The organism is Heyndrickxia ginsengihumi, assembly GCF_011008565.1.
Lineage (GTDB): Bacteria > Bacillota > Bacilli > Bacillales > Bacillaceae_C > Weizmannia > Weizmannia ginsengihumi.
Genome location: NZ_JAAIWK010000001.1, coordinates 295,930 through 311,080 on the forward strand (window position 1 = coordinate 295,930; position 15,151 = coordinate 311,080).

Here is a 15,151-nt window from a genome sequence, read left to right on the forward strand (position 1 = left end):
TTTATAAAAATTCCTTTACTATTAGGCCGATAACAATAATTATTTTCCTAAACAAAATTGTGAAAATAGTTGGTCAAGTAAGCTTTCTTGAACAGTATCTCCAATAATCTCACCTAATAACTCCCAAGTTCTAGTCAAGTCGATTTGGATGATATCGATAGGCGTTCCTAATTCTACTCCTTCTAATACATCCTCAATAGATTGAAGTGCTTGACTAATAAGCGCAATATGACGGCTATTTGAAACATAAGTCAAATCTGCTCCTTCAACTTGCCCTTCAAAATACATCGTCGCGATCGCTTCTTCTAATTCATCTATCCCTTCATCCTTCAACAATGAAGTGGTAATCATTTTCCCCTTTGGAACAAGTTGTCTAACACGTTCCAAATCTATTTTTTGCGGTAAATCCATCTTATTTGCAATAACAATCACATCAAACCCAGCAACAGTTTCTAATAATGCCTCATCTTCTGGAGTCAATGGTTCACTAGCATTTAACACTAATAAAATTAAATCCGCCTCTTTTAAATATTTCTTTGAACGTTCAACACCAATTCGCTCAACAATATCCTCTGTTTCACGAATTCCAGCAGTATCAATTAAACGAAGCGGTACACCTCTTACATTTACATATTCTTCAATAACATCCCGAGTTGTCCCTGGTATATCTGTTACAATTGCTTTATTTTCATGAACAAGACTGTTTAATAAAGATGACTTCCCAACATTAGGGCGTCCAATAATAGCAGTTGATAATCCTTCACGCAAAATTTTCCCTTGATGAGCAGTTTCTAATAATTTTTGCAACTCATTACGAATATACGAAGCTTTTTCATTTAATAAGCGATGGGTCATTTCCTCGACATCATCATACTCTGGATAATCAATATTTACTTCGACATGAGCCACTACTTCTAAAATTTCTTGTCTAAGTTTCTGTACAAGCTTAGACAATCTGCCCTCCATTTGACCGATTGCGACATTCATCGCCTTATCTGTTTTAGCACGAATTAAATCCATTACTGCTTCTGCTTGTGATAAATCAATTCGGCCATTTAAAAATGCTCTTTTTGTAAATTCACCGGGTTCTGCAAGGCGAGCCCCAGACCTTAACACAAGTTGCAGTACACGGTTCACTGACACTAAACCACCATGACAATTTATTTCGATTACATCTTCTCTTGTGAAAGTTTTTGGCCCCTTCATAACTGTGACCATTACTTCCTCAACGATCTCTGATGTTTTTGGATCGACAATCTTCCCATAATGAATTGTGTGGGATGCGACATCTTTCAAGCATTTTCCGCCTATACCTTGATAAATATTGTCGGCAATATTTATCGCCTCATCACCGCTTAATCTCACAATTGCTATCGCACCTTCTCCAATCGGTGTCGAAATAGCAGCGATCGTATCAAATTCCATCGTTTCACCACCCTTTTTGTAATAAAAACTTTCTCTATTTATATCAACAATTATTCACATGTATCGAGTCAAACTTTTATTTTAATCCTAACTTATTATAAAATCAAAATTTTGATCACTTCGCTCCTAAAAAATGCTTCAGTTATGTCTATTTTAACTTATCCACATGTGAATAACAATCTACATCCCACAAAAATCACTTTTGCTTGTGGATAAATATTTTGAAAACAATAAAAAATAGGGTTAGACACCAATCGTCATGATCTCTCAATCCCGATATATGACGAGTTATAGTGTCAAACCCTATTTTTGGGGTTTCATGTATTTATTTGTTATTTGTGCTCTCGATGACTACATAACGATTCGGTTCGTTTCCCTCAGAATAAGTAGAAACTCTCCGATCTTTCGATAATGTATGGTGAACAATTTTTCTTTCAAAGGACGGCATCGGCTCTAGTTTAACAGTCTTATTTGTTTTTACGACTTGATCTGCAAGCCTAGACGCTAATTTTATTAATATTTGTCTTCTTTGTTCACGATAATGGCCAACATTGATGAACACTGTAACATGCTGTGCAATCAGTTTATTTGCCGCAAGTTGGGTAAGAAGTTGAAGAGCATTTAATGTTTGCCCTCTTTTTCCAATTAATTTCGCAACATTCTCCCCTGTAATATTAATCTCAATAACCCTATTTTTATTGAGAACCTCAATCGTTGTAGAAACCCCCATATGTTGCACTAATGTCTGGAGGTACTCCTTTACTGCTGTAATTGGGTCAATTTTCAGCTGGACACGGACAATTGCTGGCTTTGTCCCAAACAAGCCAAATAACCCTTTTTTTCCTTCATCAATGATGTAAACCTCGACATTCTCTTTTGTTGTCTGTAATTCATGCAATGCTGCTTCAATTGCTACATCAACATTTTGTCCTGTCGTAGTTACTTCATTCACTTTTTATCCCCCTTAGCTTTTTGATTCACAGCTGGTTGACTTTCAATTTTAGGACCTTTAATAAAGTAAGATTGGACGATCATAAAAATATTACCTACAATCCAATATAATGGTAATGCTGATGGTAACTTAAACCCAAAGAAAACAATCATAATCGGCATAATCCAAAGCATCATATTCATTTGCATCTTCATTTGCGGATTATTATATGCATTTCCTGACATCATCAATTTTTGTTGAAGAAAAGTTGTGATCCCAGCAATCACCGGTAAGATATAATCAACTTGTCCTAAATCAAACCAAAGGAAGGCAGATTCACGGATTTCCGGTGTACGATTAATCGCATGATAAAATCCTATCAAAATTGGCATTTGAATGAAGATTGGCAAACATCCCGCCGCTGGATTGATTTTATATTTTTGAAATAGGGCCATTGTTTCTTTTTGAAGCTTTTGCTGTGTTACTGCATCTTTAGACGCGTATTTTTCTTTTAATTTCGTCAATTCCGGCTGAATTGCCTGCATTGCCTTTGAACTTCTCAATTGTGTTATCATTAATGGCAAAATAATTAAACGAATCAAAATGGTAACGACAATAATCGATAATCCATAACTATTATTGAAAATTTTAGCCACTTTAATAATGACCCACGATAGCGGGTAGACAATATATTGGTTCCAAATCCCTTTACTTTCTGGAGTAATATCTTTATTAAACTCCGTACATCCAGCAAGAACAGCAACTAATCCCACAACCATAAAAAGTAATAAAAACTTCTTATTCAAATTATTACCTCCCCTATACTAAAAAAACGCTTCCCATTTAATATAAAACGATAACCGCTCTTATGTAAAATAGCGGTATAACAAACCCTTTTTATTCATTTAAATCAAATCACTTTTTGTCATTCTTTAAAATTTTAGCGATTTTACAAACATGAATTAAGCTTTTTTTTACTTCATAAAAGGACATTTCGGCCGCTGGCTTTCTAGCGATAATAACGTAATCATTCTCACAGGATAAATTCTTCTCCAACTCTAAAAAAGTTTGGCGAATATACCTTTTAATTTCATTTCTCTTTACGGCATTCCCTAATTTTTTACTAACAGATAAACCTATTCGGAAATGATGCTGATTTTCCTTTTTTAAAACATAAACGACAAATTGTCTGTTTGCATAAGATTTCCCTTTTTTAAAAACAGCTTGGAAATCTTTATCTTTTTTTATCCGGTAGGCTTTCTTCATAAAAACACCTTCACTTTTCCACACAATCCAAATGATCCTTAATATTTTAGTAAATCTACTTAAAAAAGGAAGTTTTGGTATAAATAATATCTATATTATGTATGGATTATTTAAAAAAAAACCACTGAGACATTTCAGTGGTCTACGCTGATAAAACTTTTCTTCCTTTACGACGGCGACTAGCTAAAACTTTGCGGCCGTTTTTAGTACTCATACGAGCACGGAAACCATGCACTTTACTTCTTTTGCGCTTATTTGGTTGATAAGTTCTTTTCATGTATGACACCTCCTCGAGGATTACAATTAATTCTAATTAGTAAAAGACAGTCTTTATTATTATAAAGATCTATATGAATGATTGTCAAGATGAGTTCTATTTTCCAATATTTTATTACTGGCTTCTATGAAACAAACCTTTTAAACCTCAAAAAAATCATAATGTGGATAATTTTTTTTCGACTTTTTATTATCCACAACAATTATTGACATGTTTTTCACAAATACAAGTGCTGTGAATAAATTTTATCCTCAGTATAGTTAGATTGTGGATAATTTTGAAAGAACATTGCAACCCCAATTATAATTTGATATGATTATTGTGTTTTAACTCTGAATAACAAATTGTGAATAAAATTATTATCCACAGAGTGTGGATAACATGTGGATAGATTATTCAGACGGTTTGGATAAAGTTGTCCACAATTGGTGGATTCTGTCGAAATCCCTATTTTCTTCTTATTATATAGTTTTTCCACCATTCATGGTGTTGTATTTTTATAAATCACCTATTAAATTAACGAAACATTGTTATGCTCCTATTTAAAAATAGAGATTTTTTGATTGCCTTAAGGAGGGGTTGAGGTTGGAGAATATCGCTGATCTTTGGGAAAGAGCCTTATCAATTATTGAAAAAAAGATCAGTAAACCGAGTTTTGAAACGTGGCTAAAATCTACTAAAGCTCATTCATTAAAAAATGATACTTTTGTCATTTCTGTACCAAATGAATTTGCTAGAGATTGGCTGGAAGGCCATTACATTCCACTCATTACATCTGTTTTATATGACATTATTGGCGAGGAGCTTGCTATTAAATTTATTATTCCTCATCAGCACGAAAATGAAGAAGATGAATTTTTCTTACCGGCAAAAAAAGTGCCAAAACATGAAGAAGTACAAGAAATTTCCCAAAGTATGCTAATTCCGAAATATACTTTTGATACTTTTGTTATTGGGTCAGGCAATCGCTTCGCACACGCTGCATCTCTTGCAGTAGCTGAAGCTCCGGCGAAAGCTTACAATCCCTTATTTATATATGGGGGCGTAGGATTAGGAAAGACGCATCTCATGCACGCTATTGGCCATTATGTTTTAGAACATAATCCAGCAGCTAAAGTCGTCTATTTATCATCAGAAAAGTTTACAAATGAATTTATTAACTCAATTCGCGATAATAAAGGTGTTGATTTTCGCAATAAATACCGAAATGTCGACATCTTATTAATAGATGATATTCAGTTTCTTGCAGGAAAAGAATCGACCCAAGAGGAATTTTTCCATACTTTTAATGCATTACATGAAGAAAGTAAACAAATTGTTATATCTAGTGATCGTCCGCCAAAGGAAATTCCAACCTTAGAAGAACGACTCCGATCGAGGTTTGAATGGGGCCTGATTACGGATATTACTCCGCCGGACCTAGAAACACGAATTGCCATTTTGCGAAAAAAGGCAAAAGCTGATGGCCTGGATATTCCAAATGAAGTCATGCTGTATATTGCAAACCAAATTGATACAAATATTCGTGAATTAGAGGGAGCATTAATCCGTGTTGTTGCATACTCATCTTTAATCAATAAAGATATTAATGCAGATCTTGCAGCAGAGGCTTTAAAAGATATCATTCCTAGTTCAAAACCTAAGTCTATTACGATTCAGGATATCCAAAAAATAGTTGGACAAGAATATAATGTAAAATTGGAAGATTTTAAAGCAAAAAAACGAACGAAATCTGTTGCATTTCCTCGACAAATTGCGATGTATTTATCAAGAGAATTAACGGATTTTTCTTTGCCGAAAATTGGTGAGGAATTTGGTGGAAGGGACCATACAACCGTTATTCATGCACATGAAAAAATTTCAAAAATGCTATTAGAGGACACACAATTTCAGAAGAAACTTGATGAACTGAGAAATTTATTAAAAAATGGGTAATCGCTGACTCTCCGGAGCCGGGGGATAATGTGAATAACTTGTTCAACTTTATACACAGTCTGTCCACATGTGGATAGACTTTATTTCATTGCATTTTCATAGTTATCCACATGTTCACAACACCTATTACTATTACTACGATTTTTATTTAAAAGATTATTATATAGAACTAGACTCACGTATTTTTATAAAGGAGATATAGACATGAAATTTTCTATTCTACGCGATAGACTTATTCAAAGTGTTCAAGATGTTTCGAAAGCAATTAGTACAAGAACAACCATACCAATTTTGACAGGAATTAAAATTATTGCTGATGAAGACGGAATTACACTAACTGGTAGTGACTCTGATATTTCAATAGAATCGTTTATACCAAAAGAAGAAGATGGCAATGAAATTGTAGCGATACAACAAACAGGTGGTATCGTTTTACAGGCTAAATTTTTTACAGAATTAGTAAAAAAATTGCCGATGGATATTGTCGAAATTGAAGTGATGAATCAATTTCAAACAATTATTCGTTCAGGTAAATCCGAGTTTAGTTTAATTGGTTTAGATGCAGAAGAATATCCACACCTTCCGCAAATTGTAGAAGATAAAGTATTTAAAATTCCTACAGACATACTTAAGCACTTAATTCGACAAACTGTATTTGCAGTTTCTTCAGCAGAAACCCGTCCGATCTTGACAGGTGTAAACTGGAACATTAAAGATAATCAATTAAACTGTACTGCAACAGATAGCCACCGTTTAGCGCAAAGAACGGCGGAGATTGAGTCTACAAATGGAACTGAATATAATATTGTAATTCCGGGTAAAAGCTTAAATGAACTAAATAAAATCTTGGATGATACTAGCGATTTAGTAGAAATTGTTATCACAGATAATCAAGTATTATTTAAAGCGAAGCATTTGCTATTTTTCTCACGTTTACTAGAAGGTAACTATCCAGATACTTCTAGATTGATCCCTACAGATGTGAAGACGGAAATTGTCGTCAAAACTAAAGAATTTTTACAAGCAATTGACCGTGCTTCACTTTTGGCAAGAGAGGGACAAAATGCAAATGTTGTAAAACTCGCTACATTGGATTCAACTCCTGGGTTAATTGAAATTTCTTCAAATACACCGGAAGTAGGAAAAGTAGTTGATCAAGTTCAATGTCAATCTATTGAAGGGGAAGAATTAAAAATCTCATTCAGTGCTAAATATATGATGGATGCCTTAAAAGCTTTAGAGGGAATGGAAATTAGCATTCGCTTTACAGGTGCGATGCGACCATTCGTTATACGCCCTATTAATGACGAAACAATTTTGCAATTGATATTACCTGTTCGAACTTATTAATCCTTTATCTACAAAACCTGTCAAAATTAGACAGGTTTTTTTATTTTCTAATAGACCTTTTGTTTTTTACCATTTTTTATATATTTTCTTATCATTTCTTTAGTATCCTTTGTGTTTCTCTCGTTTTTTTAGTAAAATTATATATTAGTGACAATACGAAAAGAGTGAGTGTATGGTAAAAAATGTAAAAATATCAACTGAGGTCATTACATTAGGTCAATTTCTAAAATTGGCTGATGTTATTCAAAGCGGCGGAATGGCAAAGTGGTTTTTAAGTGAATATCAGGTTTTGATCAATGGTGAACAAGATCAAAGAAGAGGACGGAAATTAAAACCTAATGATCTTATAGAGATTCAAGGAATTGGAACGTTTAAAGTTGTGCAATAATCCATTTGAGCATTTGATAAGGATGTAGCGATATGTATATTCAACAATTGGAACTTAAGCAATTTCGAAACTATGAAACGTTGTCGATTCCATTTGAAAATAAAGTAAACTTGATTCTCGGTGAAAATGCTCAAGGAAAAACGAATTTAATGGAATCTATCTATGTTTTGGCTATGGCGAAATCACACAGGACATCGAATGATAAAGATTTAATCCGCTGGGATGAGGAATATGCTAAAATAGAAGGTAGAATTCAAAAAAATAATGGTTCTTTCCCATTGGAATTAATCATTTCTAAAAAAGGGAAAAAGGCAAAATATAATCATATTGAACAAAAGAAGTTGAGCCAATACATTGGGAATTTAAATGTCGTCATGTTTGCCCCGGAAGATTTAAATTTAGTAAAAGGCAGTCCGCAAATTAGGCGACGTTTTATTGATATGGAAATTGGACAAATTTCCCCTATTTATTTGCACGATATGAGTCAATATCAAAAAATTTTACTACAAAGAAATCACTATTTAAAACAACTGCAAACAAAAAAACAAACGGATCAAACGATGCTCGCTGTATTAACAGAGCAATTTATTGAAATGGCAGTTAAGGTGATAAAAAAGAGATTTGAATTTATTCATATGCTAGAAAATTGGGCAAAACCGATCCATTCACAAATTTCTAGAGGATTAGAAAGTTTAAAGATTGTCTATAAGCCGTCTTTAAATGTATCAGAAGACTTTGATTGGTCAAACATGATAATAGCATTCGAACAGAAATTTGATTCTATTAGACAGAGAGAGATTGATCGGGGAATTACGTTGATCGGACCTCACCGTGATGATTTAATGTTCCTTGTAAATGATCGGGATGTTCACACTTTTGGATCTCAAGGACAGCAAAGAACAACTGCATTATCGGTTAAATTAGCAGAGATCGAACTCATATACTCAGAAATTGGTGAATATCCGATTCTTTTGTTAGATGATGTACTTTCGGAATTAGATGATTATAGGCAATCACATTTATTAAATACAATTCAAGGGAAAGTGCAAACCTTTGTAACGACAACAAGTATAGATGGGATTGACCACCAAACTTTACGAGAGGCTTCAACATTTGAGGTTGAAGCAGGGTGTATGAAAACGGATTGAGGTGTACGTATTGTATATACATGTTGGGGAAGATATGATGGTTCAAATAAGTGAATTGATCGCAATTATTGATAAAAAATCATTTCAAAACTCAGAACTCAACCATAACTATTTACAATTAGCTAAGAAGGCGATAATCGATCTTGCAAAAGGAGACTTTAAATCAATAGTTGTTACCGAGCACCACGTCTATTTATCACCTCTTTCCTCCAATACGTTAAATAAACGTTCCAATTTCAAAAAAACAAAAGGGTTTACCACTCCTTTTTAAATAAATCAATTGTGATGAAATGTAAATCAAAAATTGATTTGAGTTGTACTGTAAATTTTTATCTGAATGAAAGGGTAGGTGAATGTCATTGGATCAAGATCAATTACAAGGACAAACATATAGTGCTGAGCAAATCCAAGTTTTAGAAGGATTAGAAGCTGTTCGGAAAAGACCGGGAATGTATATTGGTTCTACAAGTTCAAAAGGTCTCCATCATCTCGTTTGGGAGATCGTTGATAATAGTATCGATGAGGCATTGGCTGGATATTGCGATGAAATTAACGTCGTGATCGAAAAGGATAATAGTATCACGGTTAAAGATAATGGACGTGGAATTCCAGTTGATATTCAAGAAAAAATGGGACGACCTGCGGTTGAAGTTATTTTAACAGTATTACATGCTGGTGGGAAATTTGGTGGCGGAGGCTACAAAGTTTCAGGCGGACTTCATGGAGTTGGTGCGTCGGTCGTAAATGCACTCTCTACTGAATTAGATGTTTATGTCCACCTAAACGGTCATATTTACCATCAACAATTCCATCGAGGCGTACCTGCTTTTGATTTAAAGATTATCGGTGATACTGATCGGACAGGAACGACGATTCATTTTGTACCGGATCCAGAAATTTTTACAGAAACGACTGTATATGATTTTGATATATTACAAACAAGATTGCGTGAGCTAGCCTTTTTAAACAAGGGAATTAAAATAACAATTGAAGATAAACGAGAAGAACAACCGCGGAAAAATGAATATCATTATGAAGGCGGCATAAGATCGTACGTTGAACATTTGAATCGTAGTAAGCAAGTGCTTCATGAAGAACCGATTTATGTTGAAGGGGAAAAGGATGGCATTTATGTCGAGGTTTCGCTTCAGTACAATGATGGTTATGCTAGTAGTATATATTCATTTGCTAATAATATTCATACTTATGAAGGCGGGACACATGAATCAGGTTTTAAAACAGCATTGACTCGTGTAATCAATGATTATGCCCGTAAAAATAATTTGATCAAAGATAGTGAACAGAAATTAACAGGTGATGATGTTCGTGAAGGAATTACAGCTATCATCTCAATTAAACACCCAGATCCTCAATTTGAGGGACAGACAAAAACAAAACTGGGTAATTCCGAAGCGAGAACGATTACGGATACTGTTTTCTCTGAGACGTTTGAGAAATTCCTTATGGAGAATCCCGTTGTAGCCCGGAAAATTGTTGAAAAAGGATTAATGGCAGCAAGAGCGCGTTTAGCAGCCAAAAAGGCAAGGGAGTTAACACGGAGAAAAAGTGCATTAGAAAGTACAAGTCTTCCTGGAAAATTAGCGGATTGTACTTCACGGGATCCTTCTATTAGCGAACTTTATATCGTAGAGGGTGATTCTGCAGGAGGATCAGCTAAACAAGGACGAGATCGAATGTTCCAAGCAATCTTGCCGCTGCGAGGAAAAATTTTAAACGTAGAGAAAGCCCGGTTAGATAAGATTTTATCTAATGCGGAGATCCGTACTATTATAACTGCGTTAGGAACAGGTGTGGGTGGAGACTTTGATATTTCAAAAGCCCGTTATCATAAAGTCGTCATTATGACGGATGCTGATGTTGATGGAGCCCATATTCGAACATTGTTACTAACATTCTTCTATCGATATATGCGACCGTTAATCGATGCTGGATATATTTATATTGCTCAACCGCCTCTTTATAAAGTCTCTCAAGGCAAAAAAGTTGAGTATGTATATAGTGACAGAGGCTTGGAAGATTTGTTAAAGCAGTTGCCAGAGTCGCCGAAGCCAGGTATTCAGCGATATAAAGGTCTTGGGGAAATGAATCCTGAGCAATTGTGGGAAACAACAATGGAGCCTACAAATCGAACGATGCTTCAAGTCAATCTTGAGGATGCAATTGAAGCCGATGAAACATTTGAAATGTTAATGGGTGACAAGGTTGAGCCTAGAAGACTGTTTATTGAAGAAAATGCAATCTATGTCAAAAATTTAGATATTTAAGTCTTGAAAAAAGCGCAATAGATACAGCGCTTTTTTCAATCAATGTAATTGAAGTAATTTGATACCTATGCCGTAATGTCATGGGCGATCATTTTTTTAGGAAAATAGGAGGTTTCTCGCGATGGCTGAAACACCAGAATCTAATGTAGTAGAAGTAAATTTAAGCCAAGAAATGCGAACATCATTTCTTGATTATGCAATGAGTGTTATCGTTTCAAGGGCCATTCCTGATGTGCGTGATGGACTAAAACCCGTTCACCGTAGAATTTTATATGCGATGAATGATCTAGGAATGACTCCTGACAAAGCTTATAAGAAATCCGCGCGTATTGTTGGGGAAGTAATTGGTAAGTACCATCCGCACGGTGATTCCGCTGTTTATGAAACAATGGTACGTATGGCTCAGGATTTTAGCTATCGATATATGCTTGTTGACGGACACGGGAATTTTGGTTCGGTAGATGGAGATCCTGCTGCAGCAATGCGTTATACAGAGGCAAGGATGTCTAAAATTTCCCTAGAGCTACTACGTGATATTAATAAAGATACGATTGATTATCAAGATAACTATGACGGTTCAGAAAAAGAGCCTGCTGTTTTGCCTGCTCGTTTTCCAAATTTGCTTGTTAATGGTTCATCTGGGATTGCAGTTGGAATGGCGACAAATATTCCACCGCATCAACTAGGGGAAGTCATTGATGGTATTCTAGCTTTAAGTAGAGATCGTGATATTTCTATCCAAGCATTGATGGAGCATATTCCAGGTCCGGATTTCCCTACTGCTGGATTAATTGTGGGCAGAAGCGGAATCCGCCGGGCCTATGAAACAGGAAGAGGTTCAATTACTTTAAGAGCACGTGTAGAAATTGAGCAAAAATCAAATGGTAGAGAATCTATTATTGTTCATGAACTTCCTTATCAAGTGAATAAAGCAAAGTTAATTGAACGTATTGCGGAATTAGTTCATGAAAAGAGAATAGATGGTATTACTGATTTGCGTGATGAATCAGACCGAAATGGTATGCGTATGGTGATTGAATTACGAAGAGATGCCAATGCGAATGTTGTCTTGAATAATCTTTACAAACATACAGCCATGCAGACGACATTCGGCATTAATCTGCTTGCCTTAGTAGAAGGACAGCCAAAGGTCCTTAACTTGAAACAAGCATTACAATATTATCTTGAGCATCAGGAAGTGGTGATCCGCCGCAGGACTGCCTTTGAACTAAGAAAAGCAGAGGCACGGGCGCATATTCTAGAAGGACTTCGAATTGCACTTGATCATATTGATGCGATTATCAATTTAATTCGTTCATCACAAACAACTGAAATTGCCCGCAACGGGTTAATGGAACAGTTCTCGTTATCTGAAAAACAAGCACAAGCAATTCTTGATATGCGTTTACAACGTTTGACAGGTTTAGAACGAGAAAAAATTGAAGAAGAATATCAAGGACTAGTGAAATTAATTGCGGAATTAAAGGCAATTTTAGCAGATGAACAAAAAGTACTCGATATCATTCGCGAAGAGCTATTAGAAATCAAGGATCGCTTTAATGATGAAAGACGTACTGAGATTATAGCGGGCAGTATTGATCAAATTGAAGATGAAGATTTGATCCCGCGTGAAAATATAGCAATTACTTTAACACATAATGGTTATATAAAACGGCTCCCTATTTCAACTTACCGAAGTCAAAAAAGAGGCGGCAGAGGTATACAAGGAATGGGGACAAATGAGGATGATTTTGTTGAGCATCTTTTAACCACTTCTACCCATGATACGATACTATTTTTCACTAACAAAGGTAAAGCTTATCGTAAAAAAGGATATGAAATTCCTGAATTTGGGCGGACGGCAAAAGGAATACCAATTGTCAACCTGCTTGAAATTGATAAAGGCGAGTGGATCAATACAATGATTCGCGTAGAAGAGTTTGTGGAAAATTCCTATTTATTCTTTACGACGAGAAGCGGAATTTCCAAACGCACACCATTATCAGATTTTGCTAATATTCGAACAAACGGCTTAATTGCCATTCACCTTAAGGAAGAGGATGAACTCATTTCTGTTAAATTAACAGATGGAAACAAAGATATTATTATAGGGACTAAAAATGGTATGTTAATTCGTTTCCCAGAAACCGATGTACGTTCGATGGGAAGAACTGCAACAGGGGTAAAAGGGATTACCTTATCAGACAATGATGAAGTCGTTGGAATGGAAATTTTAGAAGAAAATAATGACGTATTGATTGTTACAAAGAATGGCTACGGTAAAAGAACAAAAGAAGAAGAATACCGAGTTCAAAGCCGTGGTGGAAAAGGCTTAAAAACTTGTAATATTACAAGTAAAAACGGCCCTCTTGTAGCGGTGAAAACTGTTACGGGTGAAGAGGATCTTATGCTGATTACCGCTGGTGGAGTAATGATCCGCATCGCAGTTGATGAAATTTCCTGTCTAGGCCGAAATACACTTGGAGTTAAGCTAATTAAGCTAGATGAAGATGGATATGTTGCAACTGTCGCGAAGGTTGAAAAAGAAGAAGAAAATGATGAGGATATATTAGAAGAAGAGCAAGAATAAAAAAGTGATATTGATTTATTTATTAAGAGACATTCTCTGGAATGTCTCTTTTTGATACAATGTGCTTTAAGAGAGGTTTTCGTTAGGGGTTGGAGATCATGAAGATAAAAACGGCAAATTTAAAGGTTGGTTATATATTAACGGAGGACGTTATTGGGAAGTCTTTAACGCCGCTAGTTCCTAAAAAAACAATGATTACTGAACAAATTATAGAGGTTTTGAGGGAATTTGCGATAGAAGAAGTCGTAGCTGAGCAAGAGGAATCTCTTCAGCTAAGCAGCGATTTAAATATTACTGGATCAGATATAAATAATACAACGAACATATATCAAAAACATGGGCAAACAGAATTGTCGCTCCCATTCGATAAATTATACCAAGAGGCTGTTCAAGGCTACAAAAAAGATTTCAAAAATTGGCAAGCAGGCGCGGGAATTGAAGTTGGAAGTGTAAGGGGATATTTCCTCCCATTACTTCAAATGCTAGAAGAGGATTATACAAATATTTTATATGTACATAAACTGGCGAATATAGAGGATTACTTTTACCATCATTCTATTTCAGTAGGGTTATTTAGCGGTATTATCGCACAAAGAATGGGATTTGAAAAAGGTGAGTATTATCAAGCTGCGCTAGCTGGATGTCTAGCTGATATAGGAATGGCCAAAGTATCAAATTATATTTTTAGAAAAAAGGGGACTCTTACTGATGATGAAATTAGTGAGATTCACACACATCCTATTAATAGTTTAAAAATGATTCAGGAATCTTCTTCATTAAAATCTAGTACTAAACTGGCAATCTTACAGCATCATGAGAGACTAGATGGGAGCGGCTATCCATTTGGGGAAAACTCAAAGCGGATTCCTATGTTATCAAGAATCATTGCTGTTGCAGATGCCTATCATGCGTCTATATGTGATCACTTATATAAAGAGAAAAAGAGTCCAATTGCGTCGATTATTGAACTTATGGAAGACTATTTTGGGAAGTTTGACATAAAAGTCTTAGAAGTTTTAATGTCCATTGTTGCTAAGCTATCAATTGGTACAAAAGTATTGCTTTCAAATAATGAAAAAGCTGAAGTTATTTATATGAAATCGGCAGCAATTACGAGACCTATAGTAAAAACTACGTTGGATAGCAAGATTATTGATTTAGAGAAAAAGCGCGATTTATTTATCGAAGAAATTCTGAAGTAGTTACTATATAGGTTATTTCATCACTTCGGATACATGATATATATTTATGAACATGTTGCATTTTATTGTAAAAACTGCTACAATAACTCTTGTCCATTTTTAGAATCTATTAGTTATTCTATTATTAATTTAAAAAAATGTTGACGAAATAAAATTATCATGTTATTATATAAAAGTCGCATGAAGATGTGATGAATTGATCTTTGAAAACTGAACAAAACGAAACGTCAATTTTTTTATGAGCTTATATCAAATATCTTTTTGGAGAGTTTGATCCTGGCTCAGGACGAACGCTGGCGGCGTGCCTAATACATGCAAGTCGAGCGAACTGATGAAGAGCTTGCTTTTGATCAG

At 35.0% G+C, this 15,151-nt stretch carries 13 protein-coding genes and 1 rRNA gene; 9 read left to right on the top strand and 5 right to left on the bottom strand.

Features of this window, described 5'->3' with window-relative positions; genetic code table 11:
* Positions 1–39: 39 nt before the first annotated feature.
* The 5 genes from mnmE to rpmH form a co-directional block, all read right to left on the bottom strand.
* Positions 40–1,425: a tRNA uridine-5-carboxymethylaminomethyl(34) synthesis GTPase MnmE gene (gene mnmE, locus G4D61_RS01355; RefSeq protein WP_163173059.1), complete on the bottom strand. Its 1,386-nt coding sequence runs from the start codon at positions 1,423–1,425 to the stop codon at positions 40–42.
* A 325-nt stretch (positions 1,426–1,750) separates the two neighbouring features.
* On the bottom strand, positions 1,751–2,377 hold the full coding sequence (gene jag, locus G4D61_RS01360) for an RNA-binding cell elongation regulator Jag/EloR (RefSeq protein WP_025730919.1): 627 nt from the start codon (positions 2,375–2,377) through the stop codon (positions 1,751–1,753).
* Positions 2,374–3,162, bottom strand: a complete 789-nt coding sequence (gene spoIIIJ, locus G4D61_RS01365; protein WP_163173061.1) for a YidC family membrane integrase SpoIIIJ — start codon at positions 3,160–3,162, stop codon at positions 2,374–2,376. Before spoIIIJ ends, jag begins: the two co-directional genes overlap by 4 nt.
* 109 nt (positions 3,163–3,271) lie before the next feature.
* Positions 3,272–3,622, bottom strand: a complete 351-nt coding sequence (rnpA, locus tag G4D61_RS01370) for a ribonuclease P protein component (protein ID WP_163173063.1) — start codon at positions 3,620–3,622, stop codon at positions 3,272–3,274.
* A gap of 142 nt (positions 3,623–3,764) precedes the next feature.
* Complete coding sequence (gene rpmH, locus G4D61_RS01375) at positions 3,765–3,899, bottom strand: 50S ribosomal protein L34 (RefSeq protein WP_025730916.1); 135 nt, start codon at positions 3,897–3,899, stop codon at positions 3,765–3,767.
* A 585-nt stretch (positions 3,900–4,484) separates the two neighbouring features.
* Between rpmH and dnaA the strand changes: the two genes are divergently transcribed.
* The 9 genes from dnaA to G4D61_RS01420 all read left to right on the top strand — a co-directional run.
* On the top strand, positions 4,485–5,834 hold the full coding sequence (dnaA, locus tag G4D61_RS01380) for a chromosomal replication initiator protein DnaA (RefSeq protein WP_025730915.1): 1,350 nt from the start codon (positions 4,485–4,487) through the stop codon (positions 5,832–5,834).
* Between the two features lie 204 nt (positions 5,835–6,038).
* On the top strand, positions 6,039–7,184 hold the full coding sequence (gene dnaN, locus G4D61_RS01385; protein WP_025730913.1) for a DNA polymerase III subunit beta: 1,146 nt from the start codon (positions 6,039–6,041) through the stop codon (positions 7,182–7,184).
* A gap of 172 nt (positions 7,185–7,356) precedes the next feature.
* Positions 7,357–7,572 (top strand): S4 domain-containing protein YaaA, encoded by a 216-nt coding sequence (yaaA, locus tag G4D61_RS01390; RefSeq protein ID WP_025730912.1) that lies wholly within the window; start codon positions 7,357–7,359, stop codon positions 7,570–7,572.
* A 32-nt stretch (positions 7,573–7,604) separates the two neighbouring features.
* On the top strand, positions 7,605–8,720 hold the full coding sequence (gene recF, locus G4D61_RS01395) for a DNA replication/repair protein RecF (RefSeq protein ID WP_025730911.1): 1,116 nt from the start codon (positions 7,605–7,607) through the stop codon (positions 8,718–8,720).
* 1 nt (position 8,721) lies between these two features.
* Entirely contained in the window at positions 8,722–8,991 is a 270-nt protein-coding gene (gene remB / locus G4D61_RS01400) for an extracellular matrix regulator RemB (protein ID WP_269318638.1), read from the top strand.
* A gap of 82 nt (positions 8,992–9,073) precedes the next feature.
* Positions 9,074–11,005 carry a DNA topoisomerase (ATP-hydrolyzing) subunit B gene (gyrB, locus tag G4D61_RS01405; protein ID WP_152604316.1) on the top strand — a complete coding sequence of 644 codons (1,932 nt, stop codon included), beginning with the start codon at positions 9,074–9,076 and terminating at the stop codon, positions 11,003–11,005.
* Between the two features lie 121 nt (positions 11,006–11,126).
* Positions 11,127–13,595 carry a DNA gyrase subunit A gene (gyrA, locus tag G4D61_RS01410; RefSeq protein ID WP_025730906.1) on the top strand — a complete coding sequence of 823 codons (2,469 nt, stop codon included), beginning with the start codon at positions 11,127–11,129 and terminating at the stop codon, positions 13,593–13,595.
* Between the two features lie 98 nt (positions 13,596–13,693).
* Positions 13,694–14,797 (top strand): HD-GYP domain-containing protein, encoded by a 1,104-nt coding sequence (locus G4D61_RS01415; RefSeq protein ID WP_163173065.1) that lies wholly within the window; start codon positions 13,694–13,696, stop codon positions 14,795–14,797.
* 258 nt (positions 14,798–15,055) lie between these two features.
* Positions 15,056–15,151 (top strand): 16S ribosomal RNA (locus G4D61_RS01420); the annotation flags it as partial.